Source organism: Providencia sp. PROV122 (assembly GCF_028482365.1).
Lineage (GTDB): Bacteria > Pseudomonadota > Gammaproteobacteria > Enterobacterales > Enterobacteriaceae > Providencia > Providencia stuartii.
In genome coordinates this window covers 1-22,937 of record NZ_JAMPQI010000041.1, presented here as the reverse complement: position 1 = coordinate 22,937, position 22,937 = coordinate 1, and the positions used below count along the sequence as shown (strand labels likewise).

Annotated in this window: 21 protein-coding genes and 1 pseudogene; 4 read left to right on the top strand and 18 right to left on the bottom strand. The window is 39.0% G+C overall.

What is annotated here, in order from left to right; translation table 11 throughout:
• From PSE69_RS19945 to PSE69_RS18835, 14 genes and pseudogenes are all read right to left on the bottom strand, one after another.
• Positions 1–347: pseudogene (locus PSE69_RS19945) on the bottom strand (IS982 family transposase); the annotation flags it as partial.
• Between the two features lie 274 nt (positions 348–621).
• On the bottom strand, positions 622–1,875 hold the full coding sequence (locus tag PSE69_RS18895) for a hypothetical protein (RefSeq protein WP_272675316.1): 1,254 nt from the start codon (positions 1,873–1,875) through the stop codon (positions 622–624).
• A gap of 127 nt (positions 1,876–2,002) precedes the next feature.
• Positions 2,003–4,639: a fimbria/pilus outer membrane usher protein gene (locus PSE69_RS18890; protein ID WP_249890281.1), complete on the bottom strand. Its 2,637-nt coding sequence runs from the start codon at positions 4,637–4,639 to the stop codon at positions 2,003–2,005.
• Between the two features lie 77 nt (positions 4,640–4,716).
• Positions 4,717–5,538, bottom strand: a complete 822-nt coding sequence (locus tag PSE69_RS18885) for a fimbrial biogenesis chaperone (protein WP_249890280.1) — start codon at positions 5,536–5,538, stop codon at positions 4,717–4,719.
• Positions 5,525–6,289, bottom strand: a complete 765-nt coding sequence (locus tag PSE69_RS18880; RefSeq protein WP_102780535.1) for a fimbrial biogenesis chaperone — start codon at positions 6,287–6,289, stop codon at positions 5,525–5,527. The genes PSE69_RS18885 and PSE69_RS18880 overlap by 14 nt, the downstream gene beginning before the upstream one ends.
• A 13-nt stretch (positions 6,290–6,302) precedes the next feature.
• Positions 6,303–6,878, bottom strand: coding sequence for a fimbrial protein (locus PSE69_RS18875; RefSeq protein WP_014656013.1), 576 nt, complete (start codon positions 6,876–6,878; stop codon positions 6,303–6,305).
• A gap of 71 nt (positions 6,879–6,949) precedes the next feature.
• The gene (locus PSE69_RS18870) at positions 6,950–7,519 is read right to left on the bottom strand and encodes a fimbrial protein (protein ID WP_053110176.1); all 570 of its coding nucleotides are present in this window, start codon (positions 7,517–7,519) and stop codon (positions 6,950–6,952) included.
• 19 nt (positions 7,520–7,538) lie between these two features.
• Positions 7,539–8,087 carry a fimbrial protein gene (locus tag PSE69_RS18865; RefSeq protein ID WP_053110175.1) on the bottom strand — a complete coding sequence of 183 codons (549 nt, stop codon included), beginning with the start codon at positions 8,085–8,087 and terminating at the stop codon, positions 7,539–7,541.
• Positions 8,071–8,796 carry a fimbrial biogenesis chaperone gene (locus PSE69_RS18860; RefSeq protein WP_272675315.1) on the bottom strand — a complete coding sequence of 242 codons (726 nt, stop codon included), beginning with the start codon at positions 8,794–8,796 and terminating at the stop codon, positions 8,071–8,073. The genes PSE69_RS18865 and PSE69_RS18860 overlap by 17 nt, the downstream gene beginning before the upstream one ends.
• Before the next feature lie 83 nt (positions 8,797–8,879).
• Positions 8,880–9,422 carry a fimbrial protein gene (locus PSE69_RS18855; protein ID WP_014656017.1) on the bottom strand — a complete coding sequence of 181 codons (543 nt, stop codon included), beginning with the start codon at positions 9,420–9,422 and terminating at the stop codon, positions 8,880–8,882.
• Between the two features lie 1,758 nt (positions 9,423–11,180).
• Positions 11,181–12,269 carry an extracellular solute-binding protein gene (locus PSE69_RS18850; protein ID WP_053110174.1) on the bottom strand — a complete coding sequence of 363 codons (1,089 nt, stop codon included), beginning with the start codon at positions 12,267–12,269 and terminating at the stop codon, positions 11,181–11,183.
• Between the two features lie 23 nt (positions 12,270–12,292).
• A complete protein-coding gene (locus tag PSE69_RS18845) occupies positions 12,293–13,135 on the bottom strand; it encodes an ABC transporter permease (protein WP_014656019.1) in 843 nt (280 codons plus the stop codon).
• Positions 13,132–13,995 carry an ABC transporter permease gene (locus tag PSE69_RS18840; RefSeq protein WP_004919984.1) on the bottom strand — a complete coding sequence of 288 codons (864 nt, stop codon included), beginning with the start codon at positions 13,993–13,995 and terminating at the stop codon, positions 13,132–13,134. Before PSE69_RS18840 ends, PSE69_RS18845 begins: the two co-directional genes overlap by 4 nt.
• Complete coding sequence (locus PSE69_RS18835) at positions 13,992–15,074, bottom strand: ABC transporter ATP-binding protein (protein WP_004919987.1); 1,083 nt, start codon at positions 15,072–15,074, stop codon at positions 13,992–13,994. Before PSE69_RS18835 ends, PSE69_RS18840 begins: the two co-directional genes overlap by 4 nt.
• 222 nt (positions 15,075–15,296) lie before the next feature.
• Between PSE69_RS18835 and PSE69_RS18830 the strand changes: the two genes are divergently transcribed.
• A complete protein-coding gene (locus PSE69_RS18830; protein ID WP_060561030.1) occupies positions 15,297–16,127 on the top strand; it encodes a glycerophosphodiester phosphodiesterase in 831 nt (276 codons plus the stop codon).
• A gap of 22 nt (positions 16,128–16,149) precedes the next feature.
• Positions 16,150–17,259, top strand: a complete 1,110-nt coding sequence (locus tag PSE69_RS18825) for an ROK family transcriptional regulator (protein WP_060561031.1) — start codon at positions 16,150–16,152, stop codon at positions 17,257–17,259.
• 193 nt (positions 17,260–17,452) lie between these two features.
• On the opposite strand, the gene PSE69_RS18820 is transcribed toward PSE69_RS18825, so the two are convergent.
• The 4 genes from PSE69_RS18820 to PSE69_RS18805 all read right to left on the bottom strand — a co-directional run bounded on the left by PSE69_RS18820 (position 17,453) and on the right by PSE69_RS18805 (position 20,520).
• Complete coding sequence (locus tag PSE69_RS18820) at positions 17,453–17,821, bottom strand: hypothetical protein (RefSeq protein ID WP_004919998.1); 369 nt, start codon at positions 17,819–17,821, stop codon at positions 17,453–17,455.
• 727 nt (positions 17,822–18,548) lie between these two features.
• Complete coding sequence (locus PSE69_RS18815) at positions 18,549–19,088, bottom strand: hypothetical protein (protein ID WP_004920003.1); 540 nt, start codon at positions 19,086–19,088, stop codon at positions 18,549–18,551.
• A 334-nt stretch (positions 19,089–19,422) separates the two neighbouring features.
• Entirely contained in the window at positions 19,423–19,848 is a 426-nt protein-coding gene (locus PSE69_RS18810) for a hypothetical protein (protein WP_223854787.1), read from the bottom strand.
• A 222-nt stretch (positions 19,849–20,070) separates the two neighbouring features.
• On the bottom strand, positions 20,071–20,520 hold the full coding sequence (locus tag PSE69_RS18805) for an NUDIX hydrolase (RefSeq protein ID WP_042116606.1): 450 nt from the start codon (positions 20,518–20,520) through the stop codon (positions 20,071–20,073).
• A gap of 339 nt (positions 20,521–20,859) precedes the next feature.
• Between PSE69_RS18805 and PSE69_RS18800 the strand changes: the two genes are divergently transcribed.
• Positions 20,860–21,402 carry a dihydrofolate reductase family protein gene (locus PSE69_RS18800; RefSeq protein WP_060561035.1) on the top strand — a complete coding sequence of 181 codons (543 nt, stop codon included), beginning with the start codon at positions 20,860–20,862 and terminating at the stop codon, positions 21,400–21,402.
• A 1,266-nt stretch (positions 21,403–22,668) separates the two neighbouring features.
• The gene (locus PSE69_RS18795; RefSeq protein WP_004920016.1) at positions 22,669–22,911 is read left to right on the top strand and encodes a hypothetical protein; all 243 of its coding nucleotides are present in this window, start codon (positions 22,669–22,671) and stop codon (positions 22,909–22,911) included.
• Positions 22,912–22,937 lie beyond the last annotated feature (26 nt).

The following is a 22,937-nucleotide window of genomic DNA, read 5'->3' as shown; positions in this document are numbered from 1 at the left end:
AATGCATTTAAAGGTCGACATTTCACGGATAGTCATCCCTTTCGCGTAGAGGGATAAAATTTGGCTGTCGATACTTGTTGGTTGACCTTTTAGATGGGTAAAGAAGGAACTTAATGGAACTAAAGCCGTTGGCATAACTTCTAGAAAACGTGTTTAGCTCAATAATGTTGGAAAATCTTTTTTATGATATAGGGTAATAAAGCCGATATAAAAATGTTTAAAATCATTCTGATGGGACATATGGAATACAATAACAATCGTCATCATTTCACTGATTGTCATTCTTGATTGCCGTAGTCGCAGACATTCACCACTTTCAATCAAGTATTTTTACCATTGATGGGCATGAAAATTTCTTAAAAACCATAGGTATGACAGAGTAAGTCAACTAAATTATGCATAGTGGGTTCCTTAGTGAAAATGATTTTTCGTCGAAAGATCTGATCACGGAACCCGCTTGTAGTTCCCTTCTTTTTTGTTTTTCTTAGCCCGAGCTCCGGTTAACTACAAAACTGATGAGGGCCTCAGTATAGCCATCATACATTTCAGGTTGTAAATAAGAACACCGAGGCTGATTTCAGTGTTCTTATTTTTGAGGTTTTAGTCAATAAAAATAGCTGGTTACGGCCAGTCAATCTTAATTTTGACCGACCCGCTAGCATTCCCAAGATACCGTTCCTGCCCAGTTGGAAAAGAGTAGAGAGTCCACGTAATTGGTGTGGAAAGATCCTCCCAGCTACTACCCGTTAACTTATATGTTATATTGCCATGCACATTAATCACGCCAGGAAATGTAGCACCAGACAGATCTTGGAGAGTAGTTTGATTAGCCCTAACTGCGCCAACGGGTTTGTTCTGATCATTCACAAGGCTGATCAACCCTGTCTGTGTAGCAGTAGTCCCCGCACTAGAGGCACGGGTGAAACTAACGTTAACAGAGGGGCTCATACTTTTGTCTCCGCCCGTACAACTTACTTTAAGTTGAGAGGTAGCTGTGCCTAGCACTGTTTCGGTGTTTTGTTGTTCAACTGCGCCATAATTGATTGTTGATGGGGTAACAGCAATAGTACATGTACGGGGAATGTCAACCGTTACGATCCCCGATGCCACTCTAGCCTGAGTTGCATTACAGGCAACTCCAGCTGAGCAATTCAGTAAATAATACGGGTAATTGCCTGGTGCAGCATTAGGGCCTGCAGTCACCTTAAATTGCCCATTGAATGCAGATTTCTGAACCTTATAACTACGACTATTCCCCCACGAAGAGTAGGATACCCCATAATTGAATGAAGGACAGTTATAAATATGAATAGGATTCGAAACTGTCAAAACTCCATCTAGCGTGATGGATATGGATCCTTTAAGCAAAGTATAAATCTCTGGATTACCTATTGGTTGTACTTCGGATACTATTGTTCCTTGAACAGAGAGAACGAGATCGTTAGCAATCAGAAAACCTTTAGCAGCGCCATTAGAAAGTACTCCAACCTTAGCGACCCCATTGGCTAATGAATTTTGAGCGCACGATTTATCACTATTAGTCGCTCCTTCAAGTGTCGTTACAGAAAGATACCCTGCGGTCATAACTCCAACACCGTTGCCATCAGCAGCCCCTATTGCGTCGCCAGATGCTGAAAAAAGTTGTGAACTTTCTCCAGGCTTTAGCGAAATATCCATACCATTTGAAATAGTTGGAAAGACTATCATTGGTAGCATTAAGGCAACACGATAGGCCCATTGATATCTCTGTATTATTTTTTTATATTTATTCTCACTTTTGCTTTGAGCGAGATAAGATAAGCTGAGAGCTTGCCCATAAAATTGTTGAGAGTCATCTTGATTATAGACTTGTTTATCACCATGGAATTTTATCATTTTAATTCTCCTGTCGACCGTTGCAGTCAACGTTTTCTATTCGGGCCATTACTTAACTTAGCTGTATCAACTTTTTGAACTCTGTGATAACTGGTTTCTCAGCCACCGCTTTCTCTTGATCCGTAGGTTACGGTTGTACTTGCTTCTGCTTACTCATGCAGCGATAAGACACTTGCCGAATGGGCATGTCTGCAGACATGGTGAGATTACGTAAATCAAAACTCACTTGGCATTGTTGTGCAGCATCTTCACCCCACGTTACTAACAATTTGCCATTTTCTGGCAACCCCGTGAGGTACACTTGCCCTGAATCGCCCACAATACTGTTGATAGTTTCTGCTCCATCATCAGACACTAATGTTGCAATCGCCCCAAAAGGCACATATTTTGTTTCTTGTTTTAGAGTCATCAGTACTTGATAACCAATACGCGTGGTAAAACTAGCTTTGACTACCGCCCCTTTTGTTGGGTAGACGTTAACGTTTGATTGCACTAAATCCACATCCATCGGTAAGGTACTTGGGTCTAAACCAATGCTATTTTTGTTGTAATCCAATAAATAAGGGGAAACTGCATAACCCCGCCAATCTGTCACGGCCACTCCACCATTCACACTGACACCACTGGCACCGGGAGCACTCACTAACGCTACCGAATCCCCCATTGTACGAGAAAAAGTGACCCCTTCTGAGTGCACTAATACCCCACCGCTGGCATTCATGTTGATATTCTGGCTGGTGTTGCTATAACTATAACCCCCACTAATGCTGCCCTTGTTTCCTTGGTAACCCACATTCACGTTACTGTTAGCCGTTTGCTCTTGATTTCCCCAACTTTGAGAAACGCTGTAAGACAGCTTACCGTCCATCACACTACCGCTTAGCCCTGTATTATTCTGAGTTCGTCCATTATTATCATGGGTCATTGAATAGGTGGCATAAATCGATTGCAGATTTTTATCCTGTGCAAATAGGCTAAATGGCACATTAACATTGAATGATAACTGTCGGTTTTCTGGCCAATTGCCTCGTGGGTCTTTCACACGGTCAATGTTATAGTTCACACCATAGCCGATCCCCTTAATGCTGTTACTATAGCCCAATGAAAGCCCAGTTAAGGTTCGGTTACTTCCCCAGTAATCATCGCGATTTGCCCGAAAATGCAGTGAACCATATTCCGCCATTTGTTGACTCAATTGTGTCTGGAAACTGCTGCGACGACGCTGTAAAGTCCACGGGCTCAGCCCTTCTTCAAGTCGATAACCTTGACTATTAAATTCACTAAAGCTGTAAAAATGCTCGGTTGAGTAACGCAATGCGGTAAGATCGACCGATGTGCCCGTCGACATCAAACTTTTTGAATAACGAATACGGTAAGATTGACCAGTTTGACGATCACTGCCTTGCTGCGCTGCACCACTAAATTTGGCTGATGAATGGGTCACATCCGTTGACAGCGCCCCGAAGTTCCCTAAAGAGAATCCACTTCCCAAACTCAAGGATTGATAATCTTTCGCCAATAACGTTCCACCGTACAAAGTGACATTATTGTGTAAACCGTATACCGCGGTGCCTAATACAAAATCTGAACGGCGAGAGTCTGTAGTCAAATTCCCATCATAACGGCCGGAGGCGAGTTCATATTTCCAGCCCCCTGGCCGTAGCATCACTGGCAATGAGGAATAAGGCACTACAAATTGACGTTCGCTACCATCCGCTTCGGTGATAGTCACATCATAGTCACCCGACAATCCTGCTTGTTGTATGTCATTAATATAAAATGCACCGGGAGCCACGTAGGTCTCATAAATAACGTTACCATTTTGGCGCACCGTGATACGCGCATTACTGTTAGCCACACCGCTTATCGTCGGTGCATAACCCCGCAGTTGAGTGGGCAACATTTGCTCGCTAGAGGTTAGCTGTACCCCTTTGAAAGGAACGCCATCGAAAACATCGCTATACGTGCTGGTTTCGCCAATCACCAAAATTGAACGTAATGCGCGAATATCGCGGGATAGCGTGGTGCTTGAAAAGCGGGTTTGCGTGTCTGTGGAAGAGGATTGGTTAAGCCCCCCACTGTATTCAAATCGCGTATGCGTCAAGGTGCTGCGTAAACGCCAAGGCCCCGCATTTGCCCCTGCACGTACCGACGCAAACAGGTTATTGTTGTGGGTTTTTAGTCCTTGACTATAGCTATTTGTCGAGCGCCCAGCACTGAAATTATAGTTAGCCATCAGCGCGGGGATCCCCTCATCCCACAGTGAGGGATCTGTATTGCGGTACACACTCGGTTTCATGGCAACCTGTGGCACACTGATGTCCAATCGCAGCCGCGCCAGATCTAATGTTGTCGTCGCTTGAGGGATCAGCGAACCAATATTTAAAATGGGCTCTTCTGCTGGTAAATTTTTGAGATCGGGAATCTGTGGCACATTCACGCCAAAGGACTCAAGTTGAGCAGGAGTGATTTCAGGAACCACATTCCCCTGCTCTGTTTTCACAAAGTTCATCGTATATTGCCCGGTATCTTGTTGGTTCACAAACACCGATACCGTATATTCTCCCTCGGCCACACCCCCTACTTGTGAAAAAGCCGACAAATCCACATCCGTACTTTCGCCAACCACCCCCAAAAAACTGGGGTCAAAGTAATCATCTGCCAAGGTAGGAAACGTGGCAACAACGAGTAACCAGACTAGTGGATGATAGTGATAAATTGACTTAAAATTGTTATTATAAATTGCTTTATTTGATATTTTCATAATTTCACTCTATCTCGCTTGTGCAAGGAACCCCCCGTTGCTAATTGGCATCAGGTAATTTTTTTGTCAATTTCCAATTATTGTGTTAGATGACGGCTGTTTGCTTCATAAGTACCACCTTTGTCATCAATCAGTTGCCAACGCACTTCATTATTGGTGGCACGATTATCCAGTGGCCAATATTGCTCACTGAACGGAGCTATCATGCGAGCATTGCTTATATCTACCGCTTTTCCCCCCAATGAGAGGGAACTAAAAGTGACATAAAATGGTGTCGGATTTTTAACGATGAGCTGGGTTTTCGTCTGTGAAAACTGTAATTGTTCTTCGACTTTCTCAATCTGATAATCAGGTATCCCCGCAGGACGATAAAACAGTTTTAGGTTATTTTGCAGCACCATCGAAAGTTGGGCAGCATTGTTATTCGTTAACGTTTTCGGATCTGCTTGCGCAGGGATTGCCGTAAGTGATAAGACCTCGATTGTTTCTTTGTCCTGTGCTAGCAAATTATGTTTCTGGCGGATACGCAATGTTACCGTTTCTCCCGGTTCGAAACGCTGCAACGGGGGCAACACGATAAAAGAGCCAATACCTTGGGTTTCGTCTGAGTTTAAGCTTGGTGATTTGCCTTCATCTTCGGGCGAGCTAGGTGCTTGTCCTTCCCACGGCAAAATTAACGCCTGTAATAAATACGCCGACGACGTATTGTTCGTCACACTATAAGTCACACCATTTTTGGCATCATGAGGATAAATCACCCGCGTGGTACTGAGCGTGATGCCATTCATCTGATTAGAAATATTATCTGCCTGTACAGGAGCTACGAAGGCCACTAATAATAGCATAAGCCCCACGAAGCCCTTCCGACGGATGATAGTGTTTTGCTTATGGATTAACATCTTCCGCTCCTGTTTGCACGGTAGCCTGATACATCTGGCTCATGTTGCCAAAATCACCGATCACCGCCCATTGCGCTTGGGTCACTTTGCCATGGACTGAGTAATGACGGGTTGAAAATGGGGCGAGCATGGGCTCGGCATTACGAAGATCGACCCCATGCTGATCTGTTTTTAATTGTGCAAGCGTCAGGTAATAAGGCGTTGGGTTAGTGACCTTTAATTGTTGGCCTTTCTGGCTGAAGGTCAATTTACGCGCCGCCTGCTCCACGGTGATGGGTAAATTAGCGGGGCGATAAAACAGCTTGATTACATTACGAACGCCAACGGAAACTTGTGCGCTGGTCATGTTTTCATCGCTATTAGCCCATTTTTTCGTGGAAGGGATCGCCAAAAAGCTGAGATAAAAGACAGATTCACGGTCATTTGGTAGCTTTTCTGCACCATTGCGCACAACCAGTGAGGTATTTTGGCTCAAGGCTTCTAACCGCGACAACGGTGGCGTTACTAAAAATGGAGGGGCTGGCATATCTGCATTCCCTTCCTGAGTGTTCATCACATCCACTTTTACCAAATAAACTTGCTCGCTATTATTTTTAATAGCCACTTTGGCACTATTATCGCCACCATTAAACACGACTCGAGTTTGTGTTAAACGCAATCCCCCTTCGGCTGCCAATGAAGTGACAGTAAATACCGCAGACATCAAGATGACCTGCAATTGGACACAACGGAAAAAACGATGGGTTAACATATCTACCTCGAGGCTAGTTATAAGCGAAAGTAAAGGTCACGGTCGATGTTAAAATACCGCCATTTAAATTGGCATTTGATGCACAGGCACCACAACTTAATTTGGCATTAAACGTTAAATTCCCATTCAAACCGATGACGCTATTTGTACCACCAGAAGGCCAATTTTTGGCATCCACTACCCCACTTTCAGCAAGGTTAGTATTCTCAGACCACCCTGAATTCCCTGCTGTTGACAGTAAAATGCCGTAGCCTTTCGCACTACTTGAAGCATCTGCAAACAATTGTGTTCCTTGCATTGAACTTGATGTACCAGATACCATAATTTTAGGCTTCATAAAGTAGCCATCACACTTCGATATCGTTAATGGTATTTCAAGGGATTCATTCCCCGCGGCAACGGAGTCCCGCATCACTGGGTCACCATTGTTAAATTTAAAATTTGGTGGAACAGAGATATCACAACCGCCTCCGTAAAAGGTAGCGAGAAATTTGACATCTTGAGATGCTGTGCCTGCATGAAGCTCAGCCATTGGCAATAACAGCCCAGTCATGAAAGTGAGTAACGAAAATTTTAATGTTATTGTCATAGGGTGCCTCAAAATCAGCCTAATCTTGTCTTAACTCGATAGCGCCTATTACCCTATCGAGAATTTGTATTCTACTGATATAAAAAATTAAAAGTGATCGAGGCGTTCAATGCGCCACCTTTCAGTTTAGTGTCCACACACCCCCCGCAACTTAGAGTGGCTTTCATTGGGATTGTACCGTCCAAAACTGAGGCAAATTTGGTATTCCAATCGTTACCTTTGGCACTAATGGTGTCATTTTTGGCAAGATTGTCATTTTGAGCAAAATAGGTATTTCCCGCAGTTGATAGCAACACGCCATAGCCTTGGCTGGTGCTTGTCGGGGTGATAAAAAGGTCTTCACCTGAACTCGAGTCGATATCACCGGTCACTTTAATGGATGGGGTTAAACCATATCCATTACAGGCATCTAGCTTAATATCAAACATTTCAGAAATACCATTTTCATTGATAATATCGACAGCTTGTACTTCTCCAAAAGGCACAGACGGCGGTACTGAAATATCACAGGCGCCACCCACAATGCTTGCGGTGATGGTGGTGGTGGTAGTTTGTGCAGCTATCGCTGGATACCCCGTGAGCGAGATACCTAACACACTTGTAAGCAATAACATGGAGGTTATTTTTTTCATGTGTTGCATATTCTTGTCCTATTTGTTGTTACTGAAAAATAAGATTAAAAGTTAATGCTGCAGAGAACTTTCCGGGCACTGCATTGCCGTCAATAGGTCCGACTAACCCCACTAAAAAAATTTCTTCAACTTGATGATGGTTGGCTAAATTTAATGGCGTCAGGAACACTGGCTCACCTCGTTTAATAGCCTTATCTAATTGGAAAAAATCTCCCAATGATATTGGTGTGCCATCACTCACGCGCAACATAAAACCCACACTGTTCGGTATACCATCAAGAAAGATGCTGTTTTCGCTATAAGGAGTATTGCCGTCCAATGTTAATTTAGGGGTCAGCTCTGCTGTTTTATCAACACACAATAATTGTGCTCTTAATGGTTTAATTTCATAGGTCGTCGTTACCCCTTGAAAAGCGGATGTTCGCTGAGGGGTAAACTCCAATGAGCTGGGTAAGCGTATCTCGCATCCTATATCATCGTTAATCATGGCACTGATTTCTGTTTCATTTCCTTTAGCAAAAGCCCCCCCACATAAGAAGAGGAAGAGAAAGCCAAGGTGTTTATTGTACTTGCCCATGTGATACCTCCGCTCCACCGTAATCATTAATGGATATCCACTCGACGGCGCCTTGTTGAGGTACTTGGTGGTAGGTATAATCACTGAAAGGTGCAATCATGTTGTTATTAAGTTTCACACTTAATGGCACATTTTTATCGCCAATTTTGAGGCCTGTTAACGTGATATAATAAGGCGTTGGATTTGAAACTTTGACCCCCCCATTCGCGCGGGTAAATTTTAGTAATTTAGTCGCTTGCTGCTGGGTCATCCCCAGATTATTAGGGCGATAAAACAGTTTAATTACATTCCCTGTTGATACCTGTACTGTGCCACCGATATTGTTTTGTGGCCGCTCTAAATTATTTTCACTGGTTGGAATCGCTACCGTGCGTAAATAAAAGACTGACTCTTTATCTTGTGGTAAAACGGTGGCTTTTTTCATGACGCGCACTTGATTCGTAGTACCAGGCTCTAAACGAAATAAAGAAGGTGATACCAAAAATGGTGTTTCTCCTTTATCACCGAATGGGTTGTTTAGTACTTGAGCTTTAACAAGATAAGGGGTTAGTGATTGACTTGAGCTAGTAACACCGACGCTGACTCCTCTCGTATTGTCATTTGCAGTGAAAATCACTCGAGTGGTATCGATGGCAATGCCTGCCAACGAGGTTGTAGATAACCATAGCAGCGTACTGCATAACCCTTGCACTAATCGAATGTTTCGCATTTACGGATCCTCAACTCTTTCACGAGAAGAAGGCAAGGCAGCTATGCCGCCTTACCCAGTTATGCTCTGTCGACTTAATAGTATTAGTCAACGATGTAAGCGATCAGAACTGGCGCGCTATATGCACCTACATCTGGAGTTGCTGTGGTTGTTGCCATACCTACTTTAAATGTATATTGACCTTCAGTATTGCCCGCACCAATATCAACTACAGGACCTTTACCATTAGTGATGATGGTATTGGCATCATCTTGAATCATAAAACCAACAGTTTGTGAATCATTAGCAACGAACACATTTTGCTCGTTATTACCCGTAGAGGTAATACCTTGAATAATCAATTCACCGTTTTCACCGTCAGCACAGCCAACTAGTGTCACAGGCATATCGACAGCTTTAGTGATGGCATTAATTGCAGGGAAGCTTGCGTCTGCGCCACCAACTTTATTATTGAAAACGCCGACGTTTAATATTGATTTGCCTCCGTTGATAGTGACATCACAGGTAGTTTTAGTCAGGATCCCTTGCAGTGTCACTTCTGCAGAAGGTGCTGCCATTGCATTCAAGCTAGCGACAGAAAAACCAGCTAATAGAGCAGCAGAAAGCAGGTTAGTTTTAAACGACATAATTAAATTCCTATTGAATCAGGTTAAATAATAAATTGAGATAAACATTCAATTTTAAGAGTCATTGATTAATACCTCTTTATTTCAGTCCATAGAAATAAAGGTCATGCTCTTTTACCTTTAGTCCAAAAGAGCATTGCCTTTACCTCAGTGTAGTTTTAAATAAACATCAGATTTGTTGAATTTAATCAAAATTAAAATATATTTTCTCTATAATTCTAAGTGCATTTAGGTAACAAAAAATCAATCAAAAAAGGTCATACGTACACTTAAGTTACTGTAATATAAAAATACACTTAAACATGTGCTTTATTTAAGCTAATTATAAATGAATAGGTCTATTTAAATGTTGCTATCAATATCAGAGCATCCCATATAGAATTGACCATATAAAAAATAAAACATATGAATTAATTGTTAGATTACAGAAAAGCTCTTTACTATAGGGAGTCATGGCATTGCTATTTTCAGTTTATAGCACCTTGTAATTCTTTTAATTCAATAAAGCACTGCTATCAGCATAATTTTTTAAATCTTAAATAGGAGAATCGATTTAACATCCGACTAATAAATTTTTCTATAGGTACAGCAAATATATTCAATATCAATATAAGAAAATCTAAAATCATACGAGATACATTACGTTCACACGTGAAACTTGCTATTGAAAAATATCAAGTCACTCAGTTACCCCCCTTTCCTATCATTAAACGCTGAATAAATTTCGTCACTGATAGCCTTAGAGTATATTTGACGCTGTGTTAAGTTAAGAAATTTTTGTGAATGTAACAGCTTCATATTATACCAATCCTAATCCCCCTAACTCCAACCTACATCAGCATCAGCATCAGCATCACTTAAAAATACACGTTTTCTGTGTTTTCTTATTACTAACCTACGTGAGATTGCCTACAAAATCAAATTTCTAAAAAACACAAAGCCAATAATTTACTACAACGAGTAAACGAATTTTTGTGTACAAAAAATTACAAATGGCCTGAATATGGCATTAACAGGCAATCTCACGGAACAGTCTATTATGAATCATCTTTAAGTGACGAAATATAACACCAAAAATGAACATGTCAGGTTAAGAGAAAAGTTATTAATTTTTAAATTAGAATATTTTAATACTTTTAAATAAAATATATAGCATATCCAAATTAGATAATTTGATAATGATTTTTAAAAAAAACACAATATTCTTATTTATCATAATGATAAATAAATTACCTCAGTGATATACACAAAAAAAACTATATCCAACTGTGTCTATATGTAAAAAATATCATGCTTGATTGTATTTTTAAATTTTTTTGCATTATCAGTTTTATGAAAACTACAGCGGCAATAATAAAAATGGATATTAAGGTCAAACACATTTTTTATGATGGCTTAAATATTTTTTATATAAAAATTATTTAGCGAGCTATCATATATTTCACTAGAGCGTGTTGATATTTCCGGTATAAAAATCAGTAAATGGGTTGTTATAATGGTTTCACCAAAATTCAAAATACAGAAAATGACTATGCCTAAAACCATGTAAACAGAGCAACAGGGCCGTAGACCATTTCAACTTATGCTAATATGGAGTCATTTGAACACCGAATGACCTTTGAAAGAATATTATATTGCGTGCAAATAGATTGCCTCTGGAGAGCGGTTTATAAAGAACTTGGGGATTGGAGAAAATATTTTGATTTTTTAACCTCTCCCCTCAAGAAAGTATCATTTTTCGTGTCGACAATAAAAATTTTACTTCATTGTCACATTTCGCACGAACTCCTTGCGGAATAGCATACTATAGTCTTTCCCATAGAATTTCACGTCTGACACCTGATTAGCAGTAGCCATTTTAGTCATGGGGGAAGTGCCAAAGGTCTCTTTCAGCGCTTGCTGAGTTTTAGGTTGAATCAACCAGTTAATAAAAACAGCGGAGGCATTTGGGTGTTGACTATTTGCAGCGATGGTTACAACATTCCCTCCCCCTGGCATGCCAAATTTGGGGACATAAAATTTTAATCTTGAAGTTATTGCTCCATTGTGTTGCAAGCCTAGCATATGATCTTCCCAAGCTGGAACCAACATCAACTCTCCATCATTTAAACGTGTGAGACTATCGGCGCCAGATGCGGTTTGCGTAATACTAGATTTGTTTTTAGTAAACCACGCCCAGCCAGAAGACCAACCTTTAATCACCTTTGGATCAATCTTCGTTGCACTGCTATCAAACTCACCGCTTTTGAGTGTGACAATACGCTGAATGAAGGCTTCACCAGCGCCTCCGTTATTGGGATCGTTATATCCAAAACGATTGGGATTTGCATCGATAAACGCCTGAAGGTCATCGAGCGTTTGAGGAAGAGCTTGATCGCCAAATTGTTTGGGGTCATAGGCGAATCCAGTTTGATTTCCCCAAAAAGCGACGGCATACCCCTGTGTATCGATGTTTTGTATTGTATGAACTCCATTCTCATAGCCTGGGAGCCAGTCAACTTTACTGATTGCATTAGCTTTTAAAGTAATAGGCAGTTGAGCAATGGATAAGGCCATTACATCAATTTTACCACTCTGTTTTTTTGATTCGGCTAAAAGTTTATTCATATTTCCATCAATGGTTCCTTCTGAGATTTGTACTTTTATTCCATATTCATCTTCGAATCCCTTCACAAAATTACGCCACTGCGGCTGCAAGTACCAAATGTTAAATGTAACCTCTCCTTCTTGTTTTGCTTGCTTTATCACCTTATCCCAGTTAGGAAAGGAATTTTTATCTACATCTTGAGCGTAAGAGGTTGATATAACTGCGACTCCCAGTAAGAGCGCCAATGATATTTTTTTCATAATTTGACTACCTCTAGTGAATGTTATGCTTTTCCTGTGGATTGAGACAAATAATTGCCTTTTAACAGGCGCTCAATAATTATCATCAATATAACGTTGGGTATCACCAAGATCATTGAAACAACAGCGGCATCTGGACGAACAAAGGAATACCCTAAGAATGAATACAGTATCGTGGGAACAGTGATAAAATCTGGCGAGCCCAGTACAAATGAAATACTAAACTCTTCTAAACTTCGAACCAGACAAAATATTAATGAAGCCAGTAAACTTGGCTTTAGCATGGGTAAAAAAGCATTGCAGAACGTCCCCCAAAAACTAGCTCCCATGTCACGCGACGCGTCGATTATGTCTTGTGGTATCGACTTGAACCCCGCTGACATTATGCGAATTGAGTAAGGGAGCGTAAGAACGGTATGGCCAATTACAATGCTCATAAAAGTATTGCTGATATTTAAACTTATTAACATTGAACTGAAGAAGATACCGATAATCATGCCCGGCATAACCAGTGGAATGAGCGTTAGCATTTCCGCAACTGCTTTGCCTTTAAATGTCATTCTTCCGAAAGCATAGGCTGTAGGTGTCGCAAGCAATAAGCTCAAAATAGCAACAGCAGGAGCGATGGTATAACTATTGAAAAGCGCGGTTGCTAGCGATGTTTGTTCCCAAACAATTTTCCACCGCGCTAAAGATAATTTTTGAGGAAAAAGGTCTGGATAACTCCATGGGTGTTGTGGGTCAACCAAGGACCACAAGATTGCCATAGTAAAAGGCAAACCTAACCAAACAACATTAATGAAGATGAAAAAAATCAATGAAATTTTTACAACTTTCCGTCCATTATTGGTCTTTATGGTGTTCATTTAACCTCCCCCTTCTTGGTAGCCAACGGGGTTAACACAGTCGCAATGAGCAGCGTTCCAATCGCGGAAATTAACATTATTATGACGGCAATAACGGCTGAGTTATTCCATTCACCGTATTCCATTGCGGTAGCTTGCATCAGGCGTGCAAGGGAGTAAGTGTTACGGGGACCGGCCACAGAGAAGAATGCAAAATCCCCCACCGCACCAATAAAGATAAGTATTAGAGAAACTTGTACCGCGGGGAGTGTTAGAGGGAAGACGACATCTACGAATCTCCGCCATCTATTAGCACCGAAATTACTTGCCGCATCAAGTATCTCATCTCTAATCGAATTGACAGCACCGCCAACTAAAATCAATGCAAAAGGAAGGTTTTTCCATATTTGAAGAATGATAACCCCCCATCCAAAATCATCATTTTGCATACGCAATGGGGAGTCTGTTATTCCCAATAGTTGAAGTAAACTGTTTATCACTCCATGATAGGCGATGATATTTACAAACAAAAATGCAGCCACTAAACCTGGAATGAACATGGGGGCTCGAAGCACTCCGATCACAACCTCTTTTCCGTACATGGGTTGTCTTAGCCAGAGTGCGATAGGATATGAAAGCAGAACTGCACCAAACGCACCAAGCACCGAAACTTTTACGGTGTAATACAACGCACTAAGTAAGACGGAGTCACCTATGATGTTTGCCCAAAACGCCAGTGAAAATTCACTTTCCCCCGTCATGTTAAATAAACCGAAGCTTTGGGTAATAACGACATAAAAAGTTGATCCCATCAGAAGAAGGATCGTTCCAAGCCCTGTGCTCATTAATAGCCATGCCTTTACCTCATTTTTCCAATTCATCTCTTCCCCTCCGTAACCGGCTCTAAAAAGTGAATTGCATCCTCAGGCAAGTAAAATTCGGCACGCTCTCCGATGGTAATAGGCGGTTTCTTCACAAGCTGCAAACGAACTGAGAGTGATTTATTATCGTTGGAACCCCACGCTTCAGTGAGATTGCCCATAAATGCCATTTTTTCTATGACCAAAGAAAATCTATTTTGGATAGAAGATGGGGCTTGAACAAATTTCACATCCTCAGGACGCCAACAAATATAGCAATGTTTTGCTGAGGGAGGATTTGCGGATTTAACATAGAAGTTACCAAGCTTACAGGCGATACGGTAGTATTCTGGCTGCTCAGCGGGTTCAACATGTGCCTCATCAATATTCGCTGCACCAATAAAATCCGCAACAAAGCGGCTGTTTGGGTGGTAATAAACGTCCTCTGGCGAGCCCACTTGCGCAATACTCCCTCCATTTAGCACAACGATTTTATCTGATATAGACAAGGCCTCAGCCTGATCGTGCGTGACATAAATCGAAGTTAGTTGGTAGAGGCGTTGTAGCTCTTTAATTTCAAACCTCACACTTTCGCGTAATTTCGCATCTAAGTTAGATAGTGGTTCGTCAAACAAAACCAAATCCGGCCTAGTGATCATCGCTCTAGCCAAAGCTACACGCTGTTGCTGTCCTCCTGATAGTTGTGATGGCATCTTCAAACGCTGCTCTACTAAACCGACTTGTTTTAGGGATTCTTCTAATCTTTCTTGTTGGTTGCTAATGGAGACTTTTTTTTGCTTCAAGCCAAAACAGATATTGTGTGAAACGTTGAGATGCGGAAACAAAGCATAAGATTGAAAACACATGGCCGTGTTTCTTTTTTCTGGTGGAAGGTTTGTTATAGGCTTGCCATTTAAAATGATCTCTCCACTATCTGGTTGGTGAAAGCCACTTATCATTTTTAATAAAGTGGTTTTTCCACAACCACTCGGCCCGAGCAAAGTGACAAATTCCCCCTCTTCAGCGGTAAGACTGATATCGCGGGCGGCATAAAAATCGCCAAATTGCTTTGTAACACCTTTTAATATCAGGGTAGACATTATCGGCCTTCCTTAATCGAAATAATTTCTTATTAAATTTACATATTAAATGTTATATTAATGTGATTTAGCTCATCAAAATAAAACAAAAGTAGAAATTTAATTTTAACCCTATTGAAATCAACTATATACATGGCACATATAAAGTTAAAGACTTAAATGTTATTTTACATATTAAATTTAAATGATAAACTTAATCGAAAATAAATTGAGGGTTTTATCATGGATTTTGAATTTCATAGAGCAAAAGAAGGTGTTGTTTTAGCAAACAGTCACCGAGGGTATGCCAGCAAATACCCTGAAAACACCATGCCTGCATTCATTGGTGCATTGGAAGCTGGTACACATTGCATTGAGATAGATATTCACTTAACCGTAGATAATCAAATCGTGGTTACTCATGACCATCGTATAGATAGAGTCTCAACAGGAACGGGTTTTGTTGAGGAGATGACGTACACACAACTGTCTCGGTATGATTTCGGCGTAAAATTTAATAATAAGTTTGAAGGCACAAAAATACCGCTACTGAAAGATGTTATAAAATGGGCTGTGGCCAATCAGGTTGGATTGATTGTTGAAGTTAAGCAGCGGCGTAGAGTTGATGAATTTATTGAACATCTAGTCGACGTCTTAAGTTCAGTTCCGAATGCGATATCACACATTCAATTACTTGGATTTAATCACGTATTAATCAACAAAGTAAAAGAAAAGATACCGCAATTAGCATTGCAGGTTGTCACTATTGAGCGATACAATGACCAATTAGCTGCCGTTTCTGCCTCAAATGCAAGTTGTGTTTGTGTGGAATATGAGTATACACATATCGACGATTTGAGAGCATATAAGGCGGCGGGGTTGGGTGTACGGCTGTACTTGCATGAAAATAAAAACGGCATCTCCCCTTTAGAGCAATATCTACTTAAATTTGGCTGTGACTGTCGTGCTGAAATCATTGAATGGCTTCAAGAAGGCCTTATTGACATTCTCAGTCATGATGATATTCCGTATTTACAATCTTTAATTGAGGATGCAGGGCTACAATGGAATTAATTTATAGTATCGGAAGTTGTCAATGACAGATAAACCAGAAGTATTGGACCTAAAGCCAACTCAACGGTTACTACTGGAATTAATTCGCAGGTACGGACCGATTTCCCGAGCCGAGTTAGCTAAATTATCCAACTTAACACCTGGCGCGATAACACAACAATGTCGTGAGCTCATTTTTTCTGGGTTAATTGTTGAAGGTGAGAAGAATATTGGACAAAGAGGCCAGCCTTCTCTTCCTCTAAAACTAAATCCCGGAGGAGCTTGCTCAATTGGCGTCTCCTTTAGTTCTGGTTTTATTGATCTTGCGCTTGTTGATTTTTGTGGAAAAAAAATTTTCAGCACATCAGAAGTACATCTAGAAAACCAACCTCTCATAGCCACTCTTGACCAAATTAAGAAAATGGTTAATAGCACGCTAAAAAAATTGAAGCTTCAACATGCCAGGATCCTTGGCGTAGGATATGCTGTACCCGGTTTCGTGAAATCAGATGGAAAAAAAAGACAATGCGTTACTTGGCTAAAAAGCTGGCGCGATGCCGATCTGCAAGCTGAATTTCAGGCTAACCTCCCTTGGCCGACTTGGGTTGAGAATAACGCTAATGCTGCTGCTATTGGAGAATTGTACTCAGGTCAGTGGAATCAATACCGAGACTTAACCGTATTAGAACTAGGATATGGTATAGGTGCAGGGATTATTGCAGATCATAAATTACTGACGGGCGGCTTTAGAAATGCTGGCGAAGTTGGTATGGCCTTTCCTACTGGAACCCATCGGCCATCTTATAAAGATTTGCTCGGCACTCTCAGTGCTGCGGGTTACGATGAAGAGGAATTGCTTGGTCTTATAAAGAAAAAAGATATAGTTATAGAGACTTGGTATCAACGGTCATTAAAACAACTTGAAGACACTGTTTTAGGATGCCTTCAATGGTTAGACCCACAACTTATCATAATTGGCGGAGCAATGCCGAAAGAGATAACTTCTCGCTTTGCAGAAGATATCACGGATTGGTTGCAGTATCGTCTTGATCCGGAAAGACCTATGGTTAAAGTAGTTCATTCATCAATAGGTTCAGAGAGTGCCTCGCTTGGTGCTGCCATGCTATCTCTATATCAAATAATTAACCAATGATTGAAGTGCCCCAATGTGTAAAAACGAGCATCTAATCTATATAGGCAAGGTTTTATAGACTTTATATGGGGTATCAGTTTAGCGACAAATCGCTGATTGCCACAGTGCCTTTTGAATCACTGACGCACGACAGAATAATCTGGCAGGTACCAGTATAAATAACCAGTAACTACCAGAGCAGCTTAAGCACAAATTAATTATTACTTGGTGCAAGTTCGATTAGCCATTTGTTCCAATTATTTTCATCTAATTGTTGAGTTGTACGTATTTTCCCATAAAACAAATCATAGTAAATTGAGTGGTTAAATAAATACAAATATTCATTTGGTTGATTTGGTGATAGCGGATTATCAACGTAGTACATTGCTTGTAAATGACCTTTCATATCCTGTTTAAATAATGTGGCTTTATTTTCTGGGTCGCAATCAGTTCCCCAACTTGCATCGTTGTAAAAACCACTTATTTGTAAGCAATGTGGTGTGTCTGAAATAGGAGAATATTGAGCTGAATATATTTGTATTAAGCTGCCATAGCGAGGCGAATCAACTACCTTTGTGATCAAACTATCTATAAAAATATTTTTGGTGGTTACTTATTATTGTGTATTTTTCTTATTTTACAAATTAAAAGGTCAAAAAAAATTATTCGTTGAATATTAGCTATTAATTGATGATTACTTTTTTAAAAGCAATCTTAATTTGAAAGAAATAAAGCCAATTAAACCATTTAATAATGAACATTCCATAACGATATAGGTTTAATTGCTCAATGGAACTAAAATTCGCTATGTATTCAATGTGTGGTTTTTCATGATAAGGGAGTATAAACGGGAAGCCCAAAAATTTTATGGACGGTTTATGGTAACTTTACTCCTGTGAAAATATCATTCTAAGTTATTTCAACCTAAAGTAACTACCGTCAATCGCTTAGAGTATGAAGTTGCAGTCAATATTCCTATTTCAATAAATATCACAAAATAAGCGCTTGTAAATAATTCTGTTTATTTATCCTTCAACAAATGAAAACGTTTAGATAGCCTCATGAATACATGTTTTGCTTTCCCTAATGTTTTGATTATTTATTATTCGTCACAAAATAAATTTGTCTGAATACCGATAAGGTCTTCTCATCGGTACTCTTTCCTGCATTATCGGGGGGATGCAAAGTAGGAAGGCACTGTAGCATTTTACTTGTTCTTTCATGTTTACTGACAGGGTGTAATGCCATTCAGCATAACTATAAACTTCTCATTTTACTCAATGCTCAGCGCCCTTCTTTAAATGAAAGAACTAATTTTTCCAGCCTAAACTCTTTTTCTTCATTCTTTTAAATTCGTTCCGCACATTTTCAATTATATTTATTTGCCCTTTTGTCGGCTCACCCTCTAACATGATGACTTTCTCCAATAATGATAGGAATGTCTCAACCATTGCGGGCGTAAACTGAGTAATACTTAATTTCAGTATATGAGGGATACTTTGATCAAAGTTTATTTCATTATGTACAAGGTGTGATGATGAAGAAAACAAATCCACTGCATCTTGAGTTTCTAGATTAAAATTCTCTATAAACAGGTTAATAACCGTTTGTTTTTGTTCACGGGATATTTCACCTTCCTGCTTCAATGCACCAACAATAATGACTGCAGCGGCTTCCGTTGCCGTCGACAAATTATAGATTGGTTTTACCCCATATTGTTTTTGCCACTTTCTCCGTCGGGCCCAAGTAAATGGATTAAAGGAATTAAGGTCTACACCTGAGTTTTGTAATGAATGTAGCGCCCATACAAGCGCAGCTAATGCTGAAATTGCTGCTATAATAATATGCATACTAAGACCTATCCGATATCCTTATGACTTTGTTGTTCAATTTATCTTAAATTAGATGCAATAAAAAAGGGATGATGCTTAATGGAATGGGTTCACAAGTTAAGCTCTTTTTCTTCATAAGTCAAATTATTATGGGCAGAAAAATGTGAGGTAAAAGTAACGAAATTAAATCAAAAAATATACACAATATTCACACACTGTTTGTTAATCGATTTTTTAGACCAAATTTTGTCTACATGTGAAGTGTACGTTCTTCATCTGTATGTCCAGACTAGCTTGACTGCAGTTCGACACCACCTGCCTTGTTGAAGATTTACTTGCGGCTACTTTAGTACTAGTAGCCGGTATTTATTTCATGGAAAACAATTGTGCTGTCTTTGTTTTCGATAAAATAATATATGTACTGCTCAATACCGTTATCATAAGTTATCGTTAATCTGAGTTTATTAGGTGGTAACCACTTGTAAATTACCTCGACATTTTCAGTCTGATACTCAACATTATTTTTAGGTAACTGGTTTTTAAGTCGCTCTTGACGATATAGATTAGCTTTGTACGTTGTATAAATCTGTGCAATTTTTTGGCCTTTAAACTCGCAGAGATATTGATAACTTCCGTTAAAGACCAAATCTTCACTCATATTTAGGCAGGATTCATAGAAATTTTTTGATTCAGGGCTTAATTCAAGATTTGAGGCATACCCATTACTTATTACGGCTAACGACACTAACACCCCTACTTGGATGATCAACTTCTGCATCATTATCTCCTTATTTTCCTTCTTAATTATCTCGTAGTTTAACCATGTTAAGAAATGCAGAATTAAATGTTTACAAAGCGAAGAGCTTTACTTTTTTGTTATGATAAAGATGAATAAATTACATTGATCTACAGATGACAGCTTTCACGCTCTCTAATCTACCACTGTATGGTGATGGTATGCTGAAAGCCATACAGGGGCGAACAAATTAAATATTGGCTATCATTTATCAAAATTATTAGAGATTAACGTTGTAATATCATTAGGATATATTATTTCGTTGCTCCGGGTTAGTTCATCTAACTCCCACCAATAGTAGCGACTAATAACAGATTTTTCGTTATTAGACCATCCATTAGTGTGGATCTCTTCTTCATTGGAAAAGACGATAAAAAAGCGCTCTTTTGCTAGCACCGTTTCGCCACTGGGAAGTGTCATTTCAAAAGTTCTTTGTGCAACACATTTTCCAATATTATCCCTGATAATGCCGGTTTCTTCTTTCAGCTCTCTGATAGCCGCTTGTTCAAAAGATTCACCATGCTCAACACCACCACCTGGCGTTGCCCAGTATGATCTGCCAGCTAAAGCATCGTTCGTATGAACAAAGCGAAATAGTAATACTTGTCTAGACGAATTAATAATCAGTAATCGGGATGAACACCGAACACGCATAGCTGATATGACCATAGTGAGTTAATAAGATATCACAGCTTAAACAAATAGTTATGAATGTAAAGCGAAATCAATCGAGATAACGGAATGGTTTGTTTATAAAAAATAACTATCATTTTAGCTTTATTAACGAGTGGGCTTGACATAAGAAAAGCGACATTAGTCATAATACTACTAAACAAGCCTGAGATTTCAATAATACATCTCTATGTGGTTCTTTAAGTGCTCTATTGTGACATTATGGATTCATTCGCATTGATGTAATGCTAAAAAATGAGATACTGACAAATAGAAAAACTTTCACTGATTTAACTATTTTATTTTTCAGGAAGCTACTATATGCATCGTAACATCATTTATATTGCAACGAGCCTAGATGGTTATATAGCAGATGCAAATAACCAATTAGATTGGTTATTCTCTATCCCTAACCCAGATCAAAACGATATGGGCTTTTCGGATTTTATGCAAAGAATTGATGCTGTTGTTATGGGTCGAACGACTTTTGAAACTGTATGTGGTTTTGATGGAGAGTGGCCATATGATAAACCAGTGTTTGTCTTGTCGAACTCAATCAGAGAAATACCAGTAAAACTCATAGGGAAAGCTGTTCATTTAGTGCGTGGCGAGATTAAAGATGTAATAAGCTCAATACACTGCGCTGGGTTTAAAACGCTTTATATTGACGGAGGTTCTGTTGCGAAACAGTGTTTGGCAGAAGATTTAATTGATGAAATGATAATCACTATTGTCCCAATTCTGTTAGGTGATGGAATACCTTTATTTGGTAATATGAAAAAACCGCTACAGTTTATTCATGTTAAATCAGAGCGTTATTTTGACTATATGGTTAAGAATACTTGGCACCGCCAGAGAAAATAATTTTGTCAATGTCGCTTTACATATTCGAATTAGAACTATCTTTATTTTTCTGTCGAATACTCGATGTGTACGGCAAAGTCCTCATCATTTATGAAAAATGAAAACAGTGAATTTGTCTGTATGTCTGTTATGCGCCACTTCTTGGTTTGTTGAGGATGTGATTAAATATCATAGAACATTAGAGAGTTATATCTCAGTGCTTTTTGACGCAAAATTTACCCTTGATGCCTTAAAAGAGCCAAAAGTCATAGACTCAGCTCTGACAGAAAAGCGGGAAATAGCTATTTTTAACTGCGAGTGCCCGCTTAATTTTAAGTGCATATCATTAATTTTGAATGCCATACCTTTCACTTGAAAACTCGAGAGTTTCTAATTTTTAAGGCGAAAATAAGCCTCTCATCAGAGGCTTTTCTATTTCTCGGAAACAACAGCGCTTTAGCACATGATAATCACGCTAAATAAACTGAACCATAAGAACTAGAGCAATGGCAGCATGATCACAAAAGCAATTTCAAGCACTGTATTAAAAATAGCGAGTTGTAAAACTAATCGAAGAAACAAGGGGTAGCTTCATTTTTTATTTAATATTACTAGTCGTACAAACTATCCTTTGTTACTGTTTTATTCCAATTTAATATATAAAAAAAATTTTTATATTGAAAGTGACATTTTTAAATTGGAATTATAGGAAAGGCAACACATTAAGTAATATTCTTTTTTACAACGCGAGTCATTACCCCCCTACTTTCTTGATAGAATAATAACATCAAGAAAAATAATAGCTTTCCATAATACACACCTATGCGAAAGACAGTTTTTTTGAAGCGCAGTAAACTACAACCCCATCCGAAATATCAAAAATTACATATCGTAATTATTCACTTAATGTATCCGTTTATTTTCTAGCTATATGCTGATTTTGATATAATATAACTATATATAAACAATCAATCATTTATTTAATCATTAATATGAAAATGAAAATTCGAGTAATATAATAAATATCGAAAGATTATTTATTATAAAAATAATTATATCTTTCATATGTATACTAAATTTAATGAATGAAAATATATAAAAAACAATCGATTGATAGAATAAGTGTTTATACCTATTAAGATTTTTCTTATTCCAGCAATGATTCACTTATTTAATTATTAACGCGGTTAAATTGTGCATTAAAATTTAACTAAGCAGAAAATGAGTTTTTAAAGTATTAAAGATTCATATTTCATTTTAACTTTACAAATAATATGAGAGGATTTTATGAAAGTATTAACACTAAAAGAAGTTAAGTTAGTTTCTGGTGGTACTTTTAATATCTGCAAACCATCTATTAGTAATGTTCAACCTATAACTCAACCTACTGTTTCGGCTACTACAGTGCCATCAGTAAGTGTTTCAGTGCCAAAAGTAACAGGCTCTTCAATATCAACGAGTAAAATTAGTTGGTCCTATAATATTGATGCTTCTGGTAGCACTGTTAACTCTATCAGTATCACGTTTTAAACCTAAGTGAAATAAAGCAACTATCC